We start from the raw sequence: 20,038 nt of genomic DNA, 5'->3' as shown, positions 1-20,038 counted from the left end.
ATTTTTTATTTATTCTTTATTCTTTTTTCTTTTAGCAGGCGCTTCACAAAGTAACGCAAAGGCACTTCTGTCATATAAAAAACAAAAAGTGCCTTGAAAAAACTTCTTTTTTGCGCCTGCGCTTGTCGGAGAGCGCTTGTAATTTTATTCAACTGATATTATGTAGTAATACACAGGCTGGCCGCCGTTTATGAGGTTTACGTCGATAGAGCCGTATTTGTTCCTTACCTGCTCTGCGAGCGCCTCGGCAGCTTCCTCGGTAACGTCTGCACCGTAGATGATAGTCACAAACGAGCTGTCGCCCTTGACGAGCTTCTTTGTCAGCTTGAATGCGCCCTTAGCAAGATCCTTCTCAACGAATGAGAGCCTTCCGTTGTCCATGCAGAGGATCTCGCCCTTCTTGATGTTGTGACCCTCGAAGTCGCTGTCACGGGCTGCAAAGGTGATAGTACCTGTCGATACGCCTTCAAGAGCAGCTGTCATAGCCGAGATGTTTGATTTGGTGTCAGCATCAGGGTCAAATGCGAGCATTGCGGATATACCTTGAGGGATAGTGCGTGTCTGTAGCACTACTACCTTTCTGTCGTCACACAGCTTCATAGCCTGCTCGGCTGCCATGATTATATTCTTGTTGTTCGGCAGAACGAAGACGTTCTTTGCAGGGCAGGCGAGTATAGCTTTGAGTATATCGTCTGTCGAGGGGTTCATAGTCTGGCCGCCCTTAACTATGCAATCGGCGCCCAGGTCTGCGAACATATCCTCAATGCCCTTGCCGGCTGCAACTGTCACAAAGCCGTATTTCTTGTCAGGCTTCACCGGCTTGAACTCAGGTGTGTCGGCCTGCTTCTTTGCGTTTTCGTGCTGCAGCTTCATGTTCTCTATCTTCGGCAGGTTGATGTGGCCGAATTCAAGACCCTTCTGTATAGCAAGGCCGGGGTCATTGGTATGAACATGGACCTTGATTATCTCGTCGTCATCGACAACGACCACGCAGTCGCCTATAGTTTCAAGGTATGCACGCAGCTTTGAGGGGTCTGCGCAGTCCTTCTTCTTTGTGATGAGCATCTCAGTGCAGTATGTGAAGGTTATCTCAGAATCAAACTTGCCCACAGTGTCAGCGAATGTCTCGACTGTCACTACCGGCTCGTTCTTGTCTGCCGTGCTTTCAAGTATCTCACCTGTCTTGAAGGTGTGCAGCATTGCCTCGAATATCACGCATATGCCCTTGCCGCCTGCGTCCACAACGCCTGCCTTTGCAAGCACGGGGAGCAGCTTGGGTGTGTTTTCAAGGGATATCTCAGCAGCCCTGCAGACCTCTTCCCAGATGAGCACGGGGTCGTTGGTCGTGCGTGAAACTTCTCTTGCCTTTTCGGAAGCCTCTCTTGCAACTGTGAGTATAGTACCCTCTGTAGGCTTCATGACGCTCTTGTATGCGCCCTCTACGCCGAGCTCCAGAGCCTTTACAAGCGTTTCGCTGTCGCACTTGTCCTCGCCCTTCAGAGCCTTTGAGAAGCCTCTGAATATGAGCGATGTGATAACGCCCGAGTTGCCTCTTGCGCCTCTTAAACACCCTGCTGCCATAGTCTTTGCAGCTTCACCTGCTGTGCAGTCGTCCTTTAAGTGCTTAAGCTCTGCAACAGCGTTTGATGTGGTCATGGCCATATTCGTGCCCGTATCACCGTCAGGAACGGGGAACACGTTGAGCTCATCGACCGACTTTTTATTGTTTGCGATTCCGTTCGCACCGCTTATAAAAGCGTCACGAAGTAACTTACCTGTTATCACCTTTTTTCCTCCTACCAATAATTACTTATCCGAGCATCTTGTCAATGAATACGTTGACCTTTTCGGGCTTTACGCCTGCCTCGCTTTCGAGGACGTATTCGACCTTATGTATTATGCTGTTTGCGATAGCGTTGAGGTTGACACCGTATGCTACCGATATATGCAGCCCGATGACCGGCCTGCCGGAGGGGGTATGCTTGATGCTCACGCCGAAATTCTCGGCTCTCTTGCGCTTAATAAAGCCCTCGATGCCCTGAACGGCGCCTGCACGGTTGATATCGGCAACGCCGAAGCAGCTCTCGGCGGTCTTGGAGACAAGCGTTTTGAGATACCTGTCTGATATGCCTATCGTGCCGAGGTGATTATTTACCTTTATCATACAAACACTCCTTCTTTCTAAAATGCAAAATGCATAATGCATAATTATTGTGTCCTGCTGCGCAGAACGTATGCCCATTCGGGCAAATTTTCAATTCTCAACTGTCTATTTGCGGCGCAGCCGCTTTAAAATACATCACCCGCAAGGGTGATACCTCAATTATGCATGATGCATTATACATTGATATATAACCTTTATTATTATATCACAACAGAACTTTCTTTGCAAGCTATTTTTGAAATTTGTACAGCTGTAAAAAAACCTTACAGCTGTATATTATCCACCGGGAAAACTGCCAAAAAAATATCCGAAACTATTGCAAAATCTGAGCATATATGTTATAATACTAATATACTATGTATCATGGGGGAATATATCAATGGACGGAAAATACTATAAGCCCTCCGATAAATTTTCGGTTGTCGGTCTTATACTCATGATAGTCTGCACGACGCTTGCCGGCGTGGCTATCTCATTCCTTTATCTTAAGCTCAACAGCGTGTGCCCTATAGTATATCTATGTGTGCTTATGGCTGTTCTGTACGGCGGTGCAATGGGCGGTGTTGCCTACTTCTTCATCAAGAAGTTCCATCTTCGCAGCCCTAAAATGGTCATCGTCTCGCTTTGTGTAGCGCTGCTTTTCACTACATACTTCAAGTGGGCGCTGTATGACCACAACGACAGACAGGATCAGTATGAGTATATGTCCGATTCGTTCCAGGACACACTTGACGAGCTCTCGGACACCTTCTCGAATTTCGGTGTGAATATAGATTTTGACAAGCCTATCACCAAGGCATTTGACGATGCTGCGAGCAGCATCAATGCCTCAGGCGGCACTCAGGGTGTTTCGTTTACTGACCAGCTTATGAGCCAGGAGACGATCGACGGCTTAAAGAAGATCTACCAGGAATACTCTGCAAAGCCCGGCGCTGACTATAAGGAGCTCGCCGGTGATGGCGGCACATCAACTGCCTTAGCCTCTGTCGGCGGCGGTACAGTAAGCGCGATGGCAGGCTCTATGCTCGGCGATTCGAAGGATTACTGCCAGTATTACCTCGACCGCTACCCCGATGCCAACCTGTGGGAGACTATGGGTATGGCAGCGTTTCTCGGCAACAGCGAGAGCGAGATCGAGGAATCCATAAAGAAGCTCAATGAGCTCAGCCTTAAGGAATACATCTTCGACTATCACGGCGACGAGGCACTTGACTATTTCGGCTACAAGAATAAAAAGAGCGTTTTCCAGATAATGCTCCACCCCAAAATGCTCTTGACAGATATCAAGGATATAAACGAGGTAGGCCGCTGGTCATACAGCTCCTCCCACTCCTACTCCTCTACAAGAGATGCTGAGCCTGTAAACGGCTTTATGCTCTGGATAGTATGGCTGGGCGAGCTTATCGTGATAAACCTTCCTGCATTCGTTATCGCTATACCTATGTGCCAGAGACCGTTTATCGAGTCGGACAACGACTGGGCTATCAAGCACCCGACACAGTTCAAGTTCGGCGCTGTCAACGCTCAGGCACTCAAATCCTCTATGGAAGCTGACCCGATGTCGCTTTTCAACAATCAGGCGCTCATTACGGCAGGCGGCAGGACGAATTACTTCACCGTAACGCTTTTCCACTCCAGGTCGTTCATGGAGAACTACGTCCTTGTTGACAACACCACATACGACGCAAGAAGAAAGACCTATAACCACAAGAATTTCATCAACTACCTCATAGTTGATACCACATTTGTCGGCACGCTGTTCAATATCTTCGGGCTCAATCCGCCCGTAGGCTGCCACCCCGACCCGATGTATACCCCCGGCGGCTACAGCACATCTTACGTTCCGCAGGGCGCTTCTGTGACAGAGGCAAACAAGCAGGCCGAGGCAGCAGGGCAGTTCGTAAGCGGCGTTATGCACCAGAACCCGAACCCGGCACAGCAGCCTGTTCCTCAGGCAGCACCCCAGCCGGCACCGCAGGGAGCTCCTTCGCTTTCAAGCCCATTTGCTCCGCCCCCTGCACAGGATAATGCAGCACAGCCCGGTCAGCAGAGCAACAGCCTGCTTGGCGGCAGTCTCTTTAACCAGCAGCCTGCACCGACTATCGTTCCACAGCCTGCACAGAACATCAACGCTGACTCGATATTCGGTGAGCAGCCTATAATCCAGAAGCCCAAGGAAGACGGCCAGGGCGGCGCAGGCGGTATCAACCTCCTCACCGGCGGCCCCAAGGACGAGGTTAAGCCCCTTGTTCCTGACGGCAGCGGCACGAGCGGCTTTATGGACGGCCTTGATACGAGCCACCTTGACCTTGATAACTTCGATTTCAAGTAATACTCAGCATGGCTGACAGTCAGTGCAAACAGTAATAAAACAATTTACCCCCCGAGGTTTTCAAAGCGAAACTTCGGGGGCGTTTTTTCTAAGGCAATACCGCACGACCATTGTGTGTCAGATGCGCAGTCGGATTTTTCGTCAGATTGCATAGAAAATACGCAGGCATACTACCGTATGGCAAGAATTTTCTGTGTGATATGACGGAAAATTTGCAAGTGGATGGCGTGCAAAGGTATCCGCCGGTGGCCCGGCGGTGTTGCCCTAAAGGAATTCAAAGAACAGATTGCTGTATATCACTCTTGCAGGGTTGAGCTGATGCTGGTTGTAGGCTATCACGAGCTTGACGTATGCGGCAACGTCTGATATGCGGTCTATCGTGTTTACACCGAGCTCTCTTATCTCCTCCATGCTCTGATAGATGTCGGACTTGCTGCCCTTTGTGCCGCAGAGGTAGAGCGGAATGTCAAGCGCCTTGCATTTCTTTGCAAAGCTGATAAGCGAGCGCTCGCCGCCGTGGGAAAGCTCTGTGCAGGCGGTGCCGCTGTGATAGAGCGTGTGAAGCACAGCCGCAGGCCGTGATGAAAGGTTTACCGACGAGTAGTTGAAGTTAGGGTAGGGGTTTACGACAAGCACCTCACGTTCAAGAGTTATGTCGGGGTCAAGCAGCTTTTCACGGGGCTTGTCAAGACGGTATTCGCTCACCCCTTCAAAGGCCTCGCCGCCGTAGCATGAGAACTTGTCCTGCGCTGTGTCAGCCGGCAGCAGCCTTGTCGAGAGATAGACCTCCTCGTAGACGGTGAATACGCCGATGTAGCGGTGCTCTTTTATCAGCCTGACTGATGATGTGAAGTTGAAAAGCCCGTTTGTACCCCTGACATCGAGCGGCTTGTTGGCGGCGGTTATGATAATCGGTATGCCAGTGTGCCTGAAAAGCATCCCTATAAGTGCCGAGGTGTATGCGAGCGTGTCGCTGCCGTGGGTGATTATAATGCCCTCGTAGTCATCAAAGCTGTATGAGCAGAGCGCTTTTATAAGGGCGTTCCAGTCGTCAAAGCACAGGTTCTCGCTGAGTATGTGTACAGGGCTGGCTGTTTCAAACTGTGTCTCATTATCGCCGCTTGTTTGGCGGTAAAGGTCTATCAGGTGACTGCCCATGCTCTTGTCGGGGGCTATCACTCCGCTTTGTGATATGCTTGCTATAGTTCCTCCGGTAAAAAGAACGAGTATCGGCTTCATAGATTTTCCTCCTTGAAATAAAAGACTTATCACGACACATGAAAGACGACGACAAGGACGATGACAGGGAAGACAAAGTGTCTTCTTCTTTTTCTTCTTCTATGTCTGTGTCTTTTTCTATTTCTATTTCTTTCTCTTTCTCTATATCTATATCTGTATCTTCTACGATACTAAAAATATTTTAGTACTGCTTAGTATGGCTATGAATACTTTAGTAGTACTAAGTATACTAAGTGATACAATAGTATACCAAGCATTGTTACGCCATTTTGCGGTATTCTTTGTTAATTATTATCATATCACAATATAGTACAAAAGTCAAGCGTTGTGCAAAATATACAAAATTCTTGAAAAAATTAATTGATTATGAGCCTTGAAATAATTACCGGGATTTGGTATAATATTATAGTCGGCAACAATATGAAACTTTATTCCGACACAAAAATACAGAAAATCTGGAGGTTTGAACTATGTGGGCATATGAAAGCGTGTTTTATCAGATATATCCGTTAGGCTTCTGCGGCGCACCCTTTGAAAACGACGGTGTACAGAAGTCGAGGATACTTAAGGTAATAGACTGGGCAGACCATATAAAGGATATGGGCTGCAATGCTGTCTATTTCTCACCTGTTTTTGAGTCTGATACTCACGGCTATAATACAAGGGATTTTACAAAGATAGACTGCCGTCTCGGCACAAATGAGGATTTCAAGAAGGTCTGCGATGCTTTACACGAGAGAGGCATCAAGGTAGTGCTTGACGGTGTGTTCAACCACGTCGGCCGTGGCTTCTGGGCTTTCCAGGACGTGCTTAAAAACCGTGAGGGCTCACGCTATAAGGACTGGTTCCATATAAACTTCGGCGGCAACTCTAATTACAACGACGGCCTGTGGTACGAGGGCTGGGAGGGTCACTTTGACCTTGTAAAGCTCAACCTCTGGAACAACGAGGTCGTAGAGCACATCTTCTCATGCATAAAGGGCTGGGTAGATGAATTCGACATCGACGGTTTAAGACTTGACGTTGCATACTGCCTTGACAAGGAGTTCATAAAGAGACTGCGCTCCTACACAGGCGGCCTTAAGGAGGACTTTGTGCTGATAGGCGAGCTGCTACACGGTGACTACTCGCAGTTTGTCAACAACGATATGCTCCACTCTGCTACGAATTACCAGTGCTACAAGGGGCTGTATTCGAGCTTCAACTCGATGAATATGTTCGAGATATGCCACTCGCTCAAAAACCAGTTCGGCCCTGAAAACTGGTGCCAGTACAGGGGAATGCACCTGCTCAGCTTCGTTGACAACCACGATGTTTCGAGAGTTGCAACGATCCTCACAAACAAGAAGCATATCCCGCTCATCTATGCAATACTCTTTGGTATGCCGGGTATACCCTGCATCTACTACGGCAGCGAATGGGGCGCTGAGGGTGACAAGAAGGACGGCGACCCTGCACTGAGAGTATCCTTTGACGAGCCGATAGAGAATGAGCTGAGTGAGTATATCTCAAAGCTCGCCAAGATACACCGTGAGAGCAAGGCGCTCTGCTACGGCGATATAAGCGTTCCGGTGCTTACAAACAAGCAGTGCATAATCCAGCGCAAGTTCGAGGACGAGCGCATACTCATAGCTATAAACGCAGACGACCAGCCGTTTACTGCACACTTTGATGCAGGCTGCGGCATGGCTGATGAGCTCATCACCGGCACTAAGCACGACTTCGGCGGCGGCAGCGAGCTTCCCCCGTACAGCGCACAGATCTGGAAGATGGAGAGATGATCTGACCGATAAGAGGTGATCTTGAATGGACGAGAATGAGTCTTTATACTGCATAAAATGCGGCAAGCAGCTGCGTGCAGGCGCTAAGTTCTGCAATTCCTGCGGAACTAAGGTGCCTGTGCTCGAACAGCCGGCAGAACAGCCGCAGCCTGCGCCGAATATCACTCCGCAGCCGGGCTTTGTTCAGCCGCCGCCCTTTGCCCCTGCGGCAGGGCAGGCAATTCAGACTGAGAATAAGCCCGATAAAAAAGGCGGCAAGGGTGCAGTATTTTCGCTGATGCTTGCACTTATTGCAGCCGCAGCACTCGGTGTGCTCATAGGCATATGCCCTGAGATATACCACCGTGACGATGTGTTTGACTATGCTGCGATAGGCATAGCGGCGGTATCAGGCCTTGCACTGCTTTGCTTTATACTTGGAAGAAAGAGCAAAGCCGGCATCATGGGCTGCGTGCTATCGGTACTGACAGCGGCGGCGCTTGCAGGGTATAATTTCTATTATATCCCCAAATGCAAGGACGATGCGCACGATGACTATATGCACAAGGTCAAGAACGTAGGCGTGTTGTCTGAGTACGATGCAACCTATGAGGGCAAGTGCTATCCGTATCCCTCGGCGAAGTTCTTTTATTCCCGTGAGAAGAAGTATTTTACCAGGCTGGAGGACTATCTGAAGGGCTTGTATGACAAGGCTGAATACAGCAAGTGGGTGTCAGCGTGTATGTATGTCAACAGCACGCTTGACAGAGGTGCGCTTGAAAACTCATACATCGAGCGCATATGCTCGCAGCTTACAAAGATAGATGCAAACGATCTGCGCTCATACCCTGTGCTGTTTGATGCGAACACTCCGTTTGGCAAGGTGCAGACGGAAGAGTCATATGCGTCTTCGACAGCCGCCGGCAGAATGAAAAGCGACATTCAGGGCAGAATGAAGCAGGCAGACGACCAGGCAAACGGCAAAAGCACGGTGATCATGAGCTACGGCGGAGCATTCTACTGCGGCTACGGGCTGGCTGTATATCAGGGCAGCTATGGCTATATGGTGGTAGACCTTACAAACGGCAATTACTTCTACACTGGCGACTGGATATAAATAACACAAAAAAGCCGCAGGCGACAAGCGCAGGCGCAAAAAAGAAGTTTTTTCAATGCACTTCTGTTTTTTTATATGACTGAAGTGCCTTTGCGTTACTTTGTGAAGCGCCTGCTAAAAGAAAAAAGAATAAAGAAAAAAGAATAATGAATAATAAAGGTATCGACCTGCGGTCGATGATTAAAATATCATCGCCGAAAGGCGATACCTCTATTTTTATTTCTTATTTATTCTTTCTGCTTTATTCTTTTAGCAGTGGCGCACACATTATTATAATTATAAATACTTCTATATCGCCACTGCGCTTAACGCCTGCGGCTTGAATTATTATCTTATCCTAAAACTGCTGTGTCGTTTGCTTTCTGACCCTTGTTGTAGGACGCAGACTCATTGATCTGATTGAGAGGCCTTGCGCACTTCTCGGTAGCTTCCTCCGGGTAGGAGCCTACATATCTGTCCTGATTTGACTTTGAAGCAAAGACTACCTCGGGGCAGCCGTCAACTATCTGAATGTAGTATACATAAGATGAACCGGAACCAAGACCGTCGTCTATCTCGGAAGGGCTCGGCAGACCCGTTGTCCATGCAGAGCCGTTGATATCCTTCTTGATCCTGCCTGAAATGCCGCCCTGACCCTCTACGTCGAGCTGAGTGCATAAAGCAGCAGCACGGGTGTATATGTGCTTTGCGTTAGAGTTGCAAGCGGTTATCTTTGAATCATGCACATACCCCAAAAGTGCAGGAACCAAGATAGCAGCCAGAACGCCGATTATGGCAATTACGACTATGAGCTCTACGAGCGTAAAGCCTTTTTTAAGTTTTCCCATAATTATCCCTCCTGTTATGAGACTTATATTCAAATGCTTACACCTTTATTATACAATAACGTGTGATAATTGTCAATCAACATTCGCTCTAAAACTCTCACAAACTTTGGCGTGTTTTGTTGTTAATAATAACCAAATATCACGAAATCGATTTAATCCCCGAGATATCGGTGTGAATTATGTAATGATTTCATAATATTTGCAGAGCGGCAATTACAGCCTAAGCATTGCCCCTCTGCCGGCTTCAGAGCCTGCACAGATGCTTATGTATCAGCCGTGTGGGGGAAAGGTGATAATATTGCGAAAAATATACTAAATTTTGCAAAAGGCAATAGATAAATGAGCAAAATTTGTTACAATTAATCGTTGAAAAACACGGTAATATGCGGTATAATAAATGAGATAGTGTAATAATAGCGACCTATGAGGTAATTTATATTGAACAATAGCAACCTATGAGGTAATTTTTATGGACGATAACAAAAACAATTCAAATAGAAAAGAGATGCCGGACATTGACTTCGCAAAGAAGGAAGAGCTCTCGAGCACGCTCCAGTTCAAGGTGGCTGATGCGATAAACAAGGCCAAGGAGAATAAGGAGGAGCTGCTTGAAAACCAGCGTGAGAGCGCTGAGCAGGAGCACTTTGTGATAAAGGTCAGCGACAAGGACGAGAAGGACGAGCAGAGGATAAAGACGACTGACCTTCTCGGCGGCGAGAAGACTTCTCCCGGGAAGGAGCCGCAGAACAAGCCTGCACCCCCTGCAAGGCCTGAGCGCCGCACTCAGAGCAGCGAGCACAAGGCATCTTCAAATCATTCATCATCGAGCCGTTCATCATCGGGCTCGGGCAAGCCTAAGAAGAAAAAGTGGTCAAAGACCAAGAGCATACTCGTTATCGCAGGCATACTTGCAGTGTTCGTGTTCGGCGTGTTTGCTGTAGTTTACGGTTTCTTCCACAAGTGGCACGGAATGCTCAAGACAGACGACGGCAAGATAGATTCAAACTACTCGCTCGGCAGGGACACCGATTCTTCTGACACGATAGACAAGCAAGCCGAGGAAGAAAGGATAAAGGCCGAGCTCGCAAAGAATGCCAAGAGCATTATGAGCGAGGACGGCGTACAGAATATCCTTCTCATCGGAGAGGATATCCGTGATACAGCCAATGATTCGAGGGGCAACACAGACGTTATGATGCTCATTTCCCTCGACCAGAACAAAGAAAACATAACCATGACATCTTTCCTGCGTGATACATATACGCAGATACCCGGCTGGAACGCTTCAAAGCTCAATGCGGCTTACGGCTACGGCGGCGTTGACCTTCTCGCAGCCACACTCCAGCAGGACTACGCAATAAACATCGACAGATACGTTATAGTCAACTTCTACTCATTCATCGAGATAGTTGATGCGGTCGGCGGCCTTGACCTTGATGTAAGCTACACCGAGGCCGTGGCAATGAGAGACCCTCTCAACGAGCAGAACAACTACCTCGGCAACAAGGCCGGCACAGGCTATGTTGACTTTAAGCAGTACGGCAAGGACGGTTCAGACCTTTACACCGACTACGAGGCCGATGCACTCAGGACTACTGTCGAGTATAATTCAGAGGCCGACAACTCGATAAAGCTACACCTTGACGGCAACCAGTCGCTCGCATATGCAAGAAGCCGTTACGGCTGCGGCGACGACTACGGCAGAACGCAGAGACAGCGTGAGTCGATAGTCGAGATGATAACAAAGGCAAAGAGCCTTTCATTCTCCGAGCTTGACGAGCTTGCAGAGAAGGTCGCAAAGCAGGTGAGGACAGATATCACCGAGGACGAGGTGGCAGGCCTGATACTCAACGCTTTCACCTACATGAAGTACGATATCAACGAGCTCCAGATACCTTACAACGGCACATTCTCAAACCAGATAATAGACGGTCTTGACTGTCTGAGTGTTGACTTCTCGCAGAATGCAAGGATACTTCAGGAGACTATCTACGGAAAGAGCAACATCGAAGCCAACGGCGGCGGAGGCCCCTTCGCTGACGAGAACGGCGACGGCATCAACGACCACTTTGTTGACAACAACGGCGACGGCGTTGACGACAACCTGCTCGACCTTGACGGCGACGGCATCGACGACCGAGCGTGGAACGGCGGAAACACCGACACATGGTCGTGATGTTCTGCAAAACAGAATAAAGCTAAATTGCCCCCGGGATATCCCGGGGGCTGCTTTATAATGCATGATTGAGGTATGCCCATTCGGGCAAATACTGATGTATCTCGGCACAGCCGACACATCACCTGTTACCTATAACCTATTAACTAAGGCAACACCGCACAAAGACCGCCTGAAGGCTTTGTACGCAACTTACTTGCATCTTTTCCGTCATATTACACATTTTTTCCTTGAAATACGGTAGTATTCCTTCGGAAAATCTGTGCAATCTGACGAAAAAGCTGACTGCGCAATTTGCGCACAATCTTCGTGCGGTGTTGCCCTAAAGAAAAGACCTCCTGCCAATAAAATGACAGGAGGTTATTTATCAGTATCTTAATGTTCCGGCCTTTGTGACGCCGATGTAGGTCTTGCCGGTGTTGAGGTCAAGGGTCGAGCCATCTTCGTTTGTCAGCTCTAACTTGCCGAAGTCGCCGTCCTTTGCCCACTTGATAGGCTTTATCTTGCCTGCTGTGAGAAGATAGCCGCTGCCGCCGTCCATGTCAAAGCTCACTATCTTGCTTTTTTCGCTAACGACCTTTATCTCGGGAACTTCAAGTATCACAAGGTTTGTGAATTCAAGCTGCTTGTTCTTTACCTGATCCATGTGCTTTGAGCCGTTGTGCAGCTTCTTGTAGGTCTTGGTCTTTTTGTTGTAGTCAAACTGCGAGAAATACCAGTCGGAGAAGTAAACGGTAGCCTTGGTGCAGTCGTCGCCGGCAGGTTTTGTGAACTCGTCGTAGAAGCTGAAAATGCTCTCGTAGCCGTCCTTTATCTCCTGCCTGATGCCGAGTGCGGATATCTCGTCCATGACCTGCGGCCCCTTGAGATAGCCTGTGTGCTCGATGTCCATGTAAGACATTCTGTCATAATCACGGTCGTAGATGTCGCCGTTGCTCATGCCGTCTATGTGGTCGATAGAAAGGTCTGTAAACATCGGCCTGCATATTATCGGGTCAGAGCCCCAGTGCAGATACACCGCATCAAAGCACTGCGCAAAGAGCATATAGTAAAATCTCGCACTTCTCACCGAGCAGACGTTTGGTATGTCAGCCTCGTCGCTGTACACCGCCATAAGCCTTGTTATACCGCCCTCGGCGACTATCTCAAACAGCACGTCTGCATCATATATGCCGTACTGGGGGAGTGCGGCTTCTATGTTGTTTACCATTACAGCGCAGGGGCGCTTGCCCTTGCCCTCGTTTGATACATCGTAAAGGCCTGTCAGCTGGTTGTAGTTTTCCTTCTTGGCGGCCTTTTTCTTCTTGGTCTTTTTCTTTGTAACGGCCGTCTCAGCACCTGTAGGCTGCTCCTCGGGGGCTTCTGTGACAGCTTCTGTCACAGCCTCGGTAGCAGATGTAGTGTTTGTTTCAGGCTCGGCCGGATCTATTTTTGAAGCGCCGCAGGCAGATGAGCTTATAGTCATTATGACAGCGGCAGCTATGCATATCAGTTTCCTGATTGGTCTTTTCATAATAATCACCCGGAAATATTATATCACATTTTGTGCAAATTGTCAACGGAATGATAAAAAATAATACATTCCGGGTCGAAGCATTTTTTATACAATGATAAAGCGCCCTTCCTTGGTGTAAGGAAAGGCGCTTTTGCGTGAGACGGCCTGTAAGCCGGGTTTTGTCGTGTACGGCAATCTATCTGCGCTTTATGTCGCCATAAAGCTTTAGCCCCCTACAGCTTGGGCCTGACGAGCAGCCATTGACCATGGGCTGCCATTGGGGTTGCATCGGGTAAGGTTTACACGGCAGACGCATCTCTGCGCCTCCGGTGAGCTCTTGCCTCACCATTCCACCCTTACCGGAAAACCGGCGGTATCTTTTCTGCTGCACTTGCTCGGGAGTCGCCTCCGGCTGACGTTATCAGCTACCCTGCTCTGTGATGCCCGGACTTTCCTCACAGACTATAGCGTCTGCGCTGCCGTATAGCCGTCTCACGGTATATATTTTATCATATATCGCCTGTTTTGTCAACGTGCATATTATTGGATAAAAATGCGTAAAAGTGTGAATTATATGTTGATTTTTTTGTAGGAATGTGGTATAATAACTGTAACTGGATATATAAATAAAAATATGGGGGGCGTTTGGTATGTTGAATGAAAAAAGCGGCAGCGGCAGCGAGCCGGTATCGTTTCTTAAACTCGCACTTGCACTCGCTGATGACTACGAGAGCATATACGTTGTTGACCTTGATGACGACAGCTATGTGGAGTATTCCACAGCCGGGGCAAAAAAGGAAATGACCGTCAGTTCGTCCGGCAACAACTTCTTTGAAGAGCTTATATCAAATACCCGTAAGCTCGTTTATCAAATGGATCAGCAGATGTTCCTTGATGCCTTCAAAAAGGAAAAGGTGCTCAAAACCCTCGATGAGAGCAAGAGCTTTGTGCTCGACTACAGGCTCGTTATAAACGGAATTCCGAGGTATTATGCGCTCAAGGGCATCAGGGGCGGCAATAACCTTGTCATAGGCGTTCGGAATATTGATTCCCAGCGCAGGCGTGAGATAGCCGAGAAGGAGCAGAACAGGACATACATCGAGATAGCCCAGTCGCTCGCAAGCCTTTATGAGGTAATATACTATATCGACATCAATACAGGCCACTATACCGAATACAGCGCTTCTGAGAGCTTTGCAAGGCTCGGTATCGACAGGGGCGGTGAGGACTTCTTTGAAAAGATGCGCTCGGACGTTATAAAATACCTGCATCATGACGACTGCTATACCGTCATGCGCCAGCTCGAAAAGAAGACTCTATTAAAAGCACTTGAAGAAAAAGCTGTGTTCTCGACTGTCTACAGACAGATGCTTGACGGTAAGCCGCAGTATGTAAACCTTATCGCTATCAAGATGAAAGACGACAGCGACAGGATAGTAATAGGCGTTCGCAATATCGACAAGCAGAAGCGTAAGGAAAAAGAGCTGCGTGATGAGAACCGCACCTTCAACGAGATAGCTATGGCGCTCGCACAGAGGTATGAAGTAATGTACCACGTAAATATCGAGACTGACGAATACCGTGAATTCAGCGCCAATGAGAAATACGCAAAGCTCAATATCGGCACTACGGGCTCTGATTTCTTTACAGATACGCAGAAGAACATGAAGCGTGATATCTACCCAGAGGATTACCCGATGATGGCGCTTGCCATGCGAAAGGAAACACTTCTTGAAAAGCTCAGGCTCACAGGAAAGACATTTATAAACTACCGCCTTATGCTTGATAACAGGCCGCAGTATGTCACACTGTTCGCCGTAAAGCCTAAGGAGGACAGCAAGCATATCATCGTTGCAGTCGCAAACGTAGATGCTGCCAGAAGAAGCGAGCTTGACATTAGCGATGCTATCGGCAGTGCTATGGATATGGCAAACCGTGACGGTCTGACAGGTGTCAAGAACAAGCGTGCATACGAGCAGGCTGAGATACAGACTGACGAGCAGATATCCGCAGGCGAGAGCGGGCAGTTCGCAGTTGCGATATGCGATATCAACGACTTAAAGCAGGTAAACGACAGCATGGGCCACCACGCAGGCGATGAATACATAAAGAGTGCCTGTGCGCTAATATGCAATACCTTCAAGCACAGCCCCGTGTACAGGATAGGCGGCGATGAGTTCGCAGTTATCCTTAAGGGCATGGATTTTGATGACAGGAACGATCTTATAAATGATCTTAACTCCGAGCAGGAAGGAAATATAAGCAGCGGTCAGGTGACTGTCGCTGTGGGCATATCCGACTTCATCTCGGGAAGTGACAAAAAGCTGCAGGACGTTTTCGAGCGTGCTGATGAGGCAATGTACGAAAACAAAAAACAATTCAAGCTGCAGCATAGATAAGGAGCTAAAATGGGAATAATCCTATCACAGCGGGAGCAGCGCTTCGGTGAGCTGTTTGAGCAGCTTATCGATGCTATGACCGACAATGACAGAACAGACAAAAAACGAATTGAGGATATACTCGGTGACATTGCAGCTATTTTGAGGCTTTCAAAGGCGATAACAAGGCTCTGCCGCAACAAGCATGAGGAAGAGATGGGCGGCGGTGAAAGGCTTTGCAGCTATGACCTGCACGAGGAGGACGAGGTGCTCGTTTACACACACAGGTTAGAGCTCAGCATGATGTCATACGGCACTATCGAGCTGTATATGAAAAGGGGCAGCGAGCCGTTTGATGACTTTGAAAAAAGCAAGGCTGTGCTTGTATCAAAGACGCTTCTGACATTCCTTTGCCGCAACCGCATGAAAAACGTCATAAGGGAATTAGCGCTCTTTGACGACAGCGGCTTTAGAAACCAGCGCAGCTTTTTCAACTTCATTATGGAAGCGAGCGCAAAGGGTACGCTCGGCGGCAGGGCAGCAGTGCATTACAACCTGCGCCACTTCTCGCTCGTAAACCAGCAGATAGGCAGAAGCTCCGGCGATACTGTGCTGCACAGGCACTTTATGGCTCTTGAAAAGATAATAGGTGACAGGGGCATAGTCACACGCTTGGGCGGCGATAATTTCCTTGCAATATGCGGCAAGGAGCAGCTTGATGATGTAGTGAAATACCTTACCGAGACAACTGTTGTTTACGATGACAGCGACGGCAGCAGCGTGTTTATAACCACAAGCGCAGGAATATTCGTATTCCCCGAAGTGTTCGTGATAAGAGACCCCGGCGAGGTGCTCAACAATGTGTTCACCGCAGCAAGGGAAGCCCAGACGGGCGGCAAGGAGCATATAGTCTACTACAGCGACAAGCTGCTTGAAGGCAGGGACAAGACGATGCTTGTGCAGCAGCTTTTCCCGAGGGCACTTGAAAACGGCGAGTTCAACGTTTACTATCAGCCGAAGGTCAATGTGTATACCGGCAAGATAGTCGGTGCAGAGGCTCTTTGCAGGTGGATAAGAGACGGCGTGGTTGTTCCGCCGGTCGATTTTATACCGATGCTTGAAGAAACAAACGACATCTGCAAGCTCGATATGTTCATGCTGGGCAAGGTGTGTGCTGACATAAAGCGCTGGCTTGACGAGGGCAGGGAGGTCGTGAGAGTATCTGTCAATCTTTCAAGAAAGAACATGATGAACGCCGGCCTGCTTGAAAAAATAATGGGCATTATAAACGAGAGCGGCATTCCGCACGAGCTTATCGAGATAGAGCTTACCGAGACGACGACTGACGTGGAGTTCAAGGACTTAAAGCGTGTGGTTCGTGGCTTGCAGCACGAGGGCGTGTTTGCTACTGTTGATGATTTCGGCATAGGCTATTCATCGCTCAACCTTATCAAGGCTATCCCGTGGAACGTGATCAAGGTAGACCGCAGCTTCCTGCCTGATGACATAAATAGCACGAGCTTTGTAATGTTCAAGTATGTTGTTGCAATGGCCAGGGAAATGGGTCTTGAATGCATAGCCGAGGGCGTTGAGACGCAGGCACAGCTGAGCGTTCTGAAAGAGAGCGGCTGCAGCATAGCGCAGGGCTTCCTGTACGATATGCCGCTGCCTGTCAGCGAGTATGAAGATCGTCTTAAAATGAAGAAATACACATTGTAATATCAGCCCGTAAGTGAAATGCTTACGGGCTTTTGCAGCTGTTATGCATGGGCTTGACTAGGCAGTTGATAAGTGCTATAATGAGCATAAACTGAGTTTTATAAAGCGGTGATGAAAATGGAAAGACCAAATGATGCAGAGCTTTTACTGGTCAATGAGTTTAAAAGGACTATATGGTCAAAGTTCCGCAAGGGTATAAAGGAATACGACCTGATACAGAAAGGCGACAGGATAGCCGTATGCATATCCGGCGGCAAGGATTCGATGCTCATGGCGCTGTGCATGAAGCGTCTGCAAAGATACTCGGACGTGCCGTTTGAGCTGATATATCTTGTTATGGATCCGGGCTACAGCAAGGTCAATTTCAAACAGATAGAGGGCAACGCACAGCGGATGGATATACCGATACAGGTATGCAAAACACGGATATTTGAATCCGCAGAGAAGGCAGAGCAGCACCCGTGCTTTCTGTGTTCAAGGCTAAGGCGAGGATATCTCTACAAGACCGCACAGCAGCTCGGCTGCAACAAGATAGCGCTCGGGCATCATTTTGATGATGTGATAGAGACGATACTCATGGGTATGCTCTACGGCTCGCAGATGCAGACGATGATGCCCAAGATACACAGCGAGCACTACAAGGGTATGCAGCTGATACGGCCTTTATACTTAGTGCGTGAGCAGGACATCATCAGCTGGCAGCAGCAAAACGGGCTGGAGTTTATCCGCTGCGCCTGCCGCATCACCGACAGCAGCACGCAGGGCAGTTCAAAACGCCAGGAGATAAAGGCGCTTCTTAAACAGCTGCGTGAGGTGAACCCTGCCGTTGACATGAACATATTCCGCAGTGCCGAGAACGTAAATCTTCAGACGCTGATATCCTATCACCGTGGCGAGGAGCGGCATCATTTCCTTGATGACTACGACGAGGGGAGAAGCGTCAGGGGAACGGTAGCGTGGGAGACGGAAGAATAGTGAATGGTAAAGAGTGAAAAGTGAATAGTAAAGGTATCGCCTGCGGCGATGATTTGAAGTATCATCGGTCGCAGGCGGTATTTCTTTATGTAATTATAACATGAGCCATAATAAAAAGACCTTCCGGTAAAACCGAAAGGCCTTTTTGGAGCTGGTAGCCGGACTCGAACCGGCGACCGAGGACTGTTTTTAAAGTGAACATAATTTTTGTTTTTGATTGTTACGCTGCTTTTGCCACAGTTTCATTCAGTTCGCCTACGAATCTGTAATATATCTCTACCTGCTGATATGTTTTCCCATAGAGCTTTTCCTTGTGGTGGACAACTATTTTGTCGATAAGCTCATTGAGTATATCAGCGTTGAGTTCCTTTATATCCGTATAACTGTCAATTACTTTTGTAAATTTATCGGCGGCATCGGATCTGGCTTTGAGCATCGTGATCTCATATGTCAGTTCAGGTATAGTCTTCTTGAGTTCTGCCTGTTCTTTCTCAAATGTTTTTGTCATCTGTGCGTAGCGATCATCTGAGATCTTTCCGAGTGCATTATCTTCATAGAGCTTGTTGAGCAGGCGGTCTATCTCAGCTACTCTGCCCTGTGCTTTTTCAAGCTCATGTTCATGCTGTATTATCTTCTTTGCACTGCTGTCGCTGCACTTGCTGTCGAGGAATGACCTGAACTCATCCTTATTCTTACGATATGACTTCAGCACTCTCCGGACATCTTTCAGCACAAGCTTGTACACCACATCGTAGGTAATATAATGCGATGCACAATATTCCTTGCCGTGAGTATTGTACATCCAGCATGAGTATGCTCCGTGATATGTACCGTCTTTGCGTTTCTTCTGCGAGTAGGTGAGTGCGTGACCGCAGTCGGCACAGTAGAGAAGTCCTGCGAACATCTGAACCTCACCTGTCAGCGTTGAACGCCTTTTGGTACTCATCATTCTGTGTGCTTCGTCCCACAGCTCCTGAGAGATTATCGGTTCATGACAGTTCTCAACGATTATCCAGTCCTTTCTCGGAACCTTGACCTTCTCCTCGCTTTTCATCGACTTGCACCGCTGCTTTCCGTAGATCAGTTTGCCGAGGTAGACCTCATTTTCAAGTATCACTCGGATCGAAGTAACGTGCCAGTCGAACTCCTTTCTCCAGTAATCCGACTTGAAGTAATCAGGATTGTGGAGATTGAAGTAAGCGATAGGAGTGAGAACTTTTTCCTCGCGGAAGATTTTCGTGGTCTTATTGTAGCCTATCCCCTGTGCCGCCATTCTGAATATCCTGCGTACTATTTCAGCGGCAGGTTCGTCTATCACAAGATGATGCCTGTCGTTGGGGGCCAGCTTGTAGCCGAAGGGCGGCTTTGAACCGATGTACTGTCCGGCTTTCGCTTTTGCCTTCTTCGCAGTCTTAGTCTTGATAGAAGCCTCTTTTGCGAAGTAATCGTTCAGCACATTACGCATCGGGAACATCATATCGTTTTCATTTTTCATGGAGTCGTAGTTGTCGCTCACAGCAATGAACCGAACCCCGAGCTCATTGAACTTTTCAACATACATTCCGACTTCGATATACGATCTTCCGAATCGTGACTGGTCTTTTACCAGGACAGTATCTATCAGCCCGTTCTGAATGTCCTCATACATTCTCTGGAACGCAGGACGGTCAAAGTTAGTGCCGCTGTATCCGTCATCATCGTACACTTCGTAATTATCTATCGCATGATCCTTGCAGTACTGCTCCAGTAATAATTTCTGCGAGCCAATGCTTACGCTTTCGCCCATTCGCCCGTCATCGACCGAGAGCCTGCAATACAGAGCTGCTTTTTTAGGCTGTTTGTTTTTCATTATAACT

General features: G+C 48.3%; 13 protein-coding genes and 1 other RNA gene. 7 read left to right on the top strand and 7 right to left on the bottom strand.

Annotated features, from left to right (window positions below; all coding sequences use genetic code 11):
- Positions 1 to 144: 144 nt before the first annotated feature.
- Together CD05_RS0109775 and CD05_RS0109770 are read right to left on the bottom strand one after the other, a co-directional pair.
- Positions 145 to 1,785, bottom strand: coding sequence for a DAK2 domain-containing protein (locus tag CD05_RS0109775; RefSeq protein WP_028510346.1), 1,641 nt, complete (start codon positions 1,783 to 1,785; stop codon positions 145 to 147).
- A 25-nt stretch (positions 1,786 to 1,810) separates the two neighbouring features.
- Positions 1,811 to 2,164 (bottom strand): Asp23/Gls24 family envelope stress response protein, encoded by a 354-nt coding sequence (locus CD05_RS0109770; protein ID WP_028510345.1) that lies wholly within the window; start codon positions 2,162 to 2,164, stop codon positions 1,811 to 1,813.
- A 379-nt stretch (positions 2,165 to 2,543) separates the two neighbouring features.
- Between CD05_RS0109770 and CD05_RS0109765 the strand changes: the two genes are divergently transcribed.
- On the top strand, positions 2,544 to 4,496 hold the full coding sequence (locus tag CD05_RS0109765; RefSeq protein ID WP_028510344.1) for a hypothetical protein: 1,953 nt from the start codon (positions 2,544 to 2,546) through the stop codon (positions 4,494 to 4,496).
- A gap of 264 nt (positions 4,497 to 4,760) precedes the next feature.
- Here CD05_RS0109765 and CD05_RS0109760 read toward each other — a convergent pair whose 3' ends face one another.
- Positions 4,761 to 5,735, bottom strand: a complete 975-nt coding sequence (locus tag CD05_RS0109760; RefSeq protein WP_028510343.1) for an asparaginase domain-containing protein — start codon at positions 5,733 to 5,735, stop codon at positions 4,761 to 4,763.
- Between the two features lie 470 nt (positions 5,736 to 6,205).
- Between CD05_RS0109760 and CD05_RS0109755 the strand changes: the two genes are divergently transcribed.
- Both CD05_RS0109755 and CD05_RS0109750 read left to right on the top strand, forming a co-directional pair.
- Positions 6,206 to 7,516, top strand: coding sequence for an alpha-amylase family glycosyl hydrolase (locus CD05_RS0109755; RefSeq protein WP_028510342.1), 1,311 nt, complete (start codon positions 6,206 to 6,208; stop codon positions 7,514 to 7,516).
- 25 nt (positions 7,517 to 7,541) lie between these two features.
- Entirely contained in the window at positions 7,542 to 8,612 is a 1,071-nt protein-coding gene (locus CD05_RS0109750; RefSeq protein ID WP_028510341.1) for a zinc ribbon domain-containing protein, read from the top strand.
- A 332-nt stretch (positions 8,613 to 8,944) separates the two neighbouring features.
- Here CD05_RS0109750 and CD05_RS19745 read toward each other — a convergent pair whose 3' ends face one another.
- Positions 8,945 to 9,439 (bottom strand): type II secretion system protein, encoded by a 495-nt coding sequence (locus CD05_RS19745; RefSeq protein ID WP_051588929.1) that lies wholly within the window; start codon positions 9,437 to 9,439, stop codon positions 8,945 to 8,947.
- 469 nt (positions 9,440 to 9,908) lie between these two features.
- Between CD05_RS19745 and CD05_RS19740 the strand changes: the two genes are divergently transcribed.
- Positions 9,909 to 11,615 (top strand): LCP family protein, encoded by a 1,707-nt coding sequence (locus CD05_RS19740; protein ID WP_051588928.1) that lies wholly within the window; start codon positions 9,909 to 9,911, stop codon positions 11,613 to 11,615.
- A gap of 367 nt (positions 11,616 to 11,982) precedes the next feature.
- Here the strand turns inward: CD05_RS19740 and CD05_RS18185 are convergent, their stop codons facing one another.
- The gene (locus CD05_RS18185) at positions 11,983 to 13,128 is read right to left on the bottom strand and encodes a DUF3048 domain-containing protein (RefSeq protein WP_051588927.1); all 1,146 of its coding nucleotides are present in this window, start codon (positions 13,126 to 13,128) and stop codon (positions 11,983 to 11,985) included.
- A 134-nt stretch (positions 13,129 to 13,262) separates the two neighbouring features.
- Positions 13,263 to 13,605, bottom strand: an RNA gene (gene rnpB, locus CD05_RS20190) — RNase P RNA component class A.
- A 155-nt stretch (positions 13,606 to 13,760) separates the two neighbouring features.
- Between rnpB and CD05_RS0109730 the strand changes: the two genes are divergently transcribed.
- The 3 genes from CD05_RS0109730 (at position 13,761) to CD05_RS0109720 (ending at position 18,182) form a co-directional block, all read left to right on the top strand.
- Positions 13,761 to 15,509: a GGDEF domain-containing protein gene (locus CD05_RS0109730; RefSeq protein ID WP_028510340.1), complete on the top strand. Its 1,749-nt coding sequence runs from the start codon at positions 13,761 to 13,763 to the stop codon at positions 15,507 to 15,509.
- A gap of 9 nt (positions 15,510 to 15,518) precedes the next feature.
- Positions 15,519 to 17,207: a bifunctional diguanylate cyclase/phosphodiesterase gene (locus CD05_RS0109725; protein WP_051588926.1), complete on the top strand. Its 1,689-nt coding sequence runs from the start codon at positions 15,519 to 15,521 to the stop codon at positions 17,205 to 17,207.
- 117 nt (positions 17,208 to 17,324) lie between these two features.
- Complete coding sequence (locus tag CD05_RS0109720; RefSeq protein WP_028510338.1) at positions 17,325 to 18,182, top strand: ATP-binding protein; 858 nt, start codon at positions 17,325 to 17,327, stop codon at positions 18,180 to 18,182.
- A 220-nt stretch (positions 18,183 to 18,402) separates the two neighbouring features.
- Here the strand turns inward: CD05_RS0109720 and CD05_RS0109715 are convergent, their stop codons facing one another.
- On the bottom strand, positions 18,403 to 20,031 hold the full coding sequence (locus tag CD05_RS0109715; RefSeq protein ID WP_028510337.1) for a recombinase family protein: 1,629 nt from the start codon (positions 20,029 to 20,031) through the stop codon (positions 18,403 to 18,405).
- Between the last annotated feature and the right edge of the window lie 7 nt (positions 20,032 to 20,038).

The sequence above is a fragment of the Ruminococcus sp. NK3A76 genome (assembly GCF_000686125.1).
Lineage (GTDB): Bacteria > Bacillota > Clostridia > Oscillospirales > Ruminococcaceae > NK3A76.
Note: the sequence above shows the minus strand (reverse complement) of the source record. Positions and strands in the feature narration are given on the sequence as shown.

Bases quoted from the DNA above. Each gene is read 5' to 3' on its own strand.
- CD05_RS0109770 (WP_028510345.1), bottom strand. From the start codon at position 2,164: ATGATAAAGGTAAATAATCACCTCGGCACGATAGGCATATCAGACAGG.
- CD05_RS0109765 (WP_028510344.1), top strand. From the start codon at position 2,544: ATGGACGGAAAATACTATAAGCCCTCCGATAAATTTTCGGTTGTCGGT.
- CD05_RS0109760 (WP_028510343.1), bottom strand. From the start codon at position 5,735: ATGAAGCCGATACTCGTTCTTTTTACCGGAGGAACTATAGCAAGCATA.
- CD05_RS0109755 (WP_028510342.1), top strand. From the start codon at position 6,206: ATGTGGGCATATGAAAGCGTGTTTTATCAGATATATCCGTTAGGCTTC.
- CD05_RS0109750 (WP_028510341.1), top strand. From the start codon at position 7,542: ATGGACGAGAATGAGTCTTTATACTGCATAAAATGCGGCAAGCAGCTG.
- CD05_RS19745 (WP_051588929.1), bottom strand. From the start codon at position 9,439: ATGGGAAAACTTAAAAAAGGCTTTACGCTCGTAGAGCTCATAGTCGTA.
- CD05_RS19740 (WP_051588928.1), top strand. From the start codon at position 9,909: ATGGACGATAACAAAAACAATTCAAATAGAAAAGAGATGCCGGACATT.
- CD05_RS18185 (WP_051588927.1), bottom strand. From the start codon at position 13,128: ATGAAAAGACCAATCAGGAAACTGATATGCATAGCTGCCGCTGTCATA.
- CD05_RS0109730 (WP_028510340.1), top strand. From the start codon at position 13,761: ATGTTGAATGAAAAAAGCGGCAGCGGCAGCGAGCCGGTATCGTTTCTT.
- CD05_RS0109725 (WP_051588926.1), top strand. From the start codon at position 15,519: ATGGGAATAATCCTATCACAGCGGGAGCAGCGCTTCGGTGAGCTGTTT.
- CD05_RS0109720 (WP_028510338.1), top strand. From the start codon at position 17,325: ATGGAAAGACCAAATGATGCAGAGCTTTTACTGGTCAATGAGTTTAAA.
- CD05_RS0109715 (WP_028510337.1), bottom strand. From the start codon at position 20,031: ATGAAAAACAAACAGCCTAAAAAAGCAGCTCTGTATTGCAGGCTCTCG.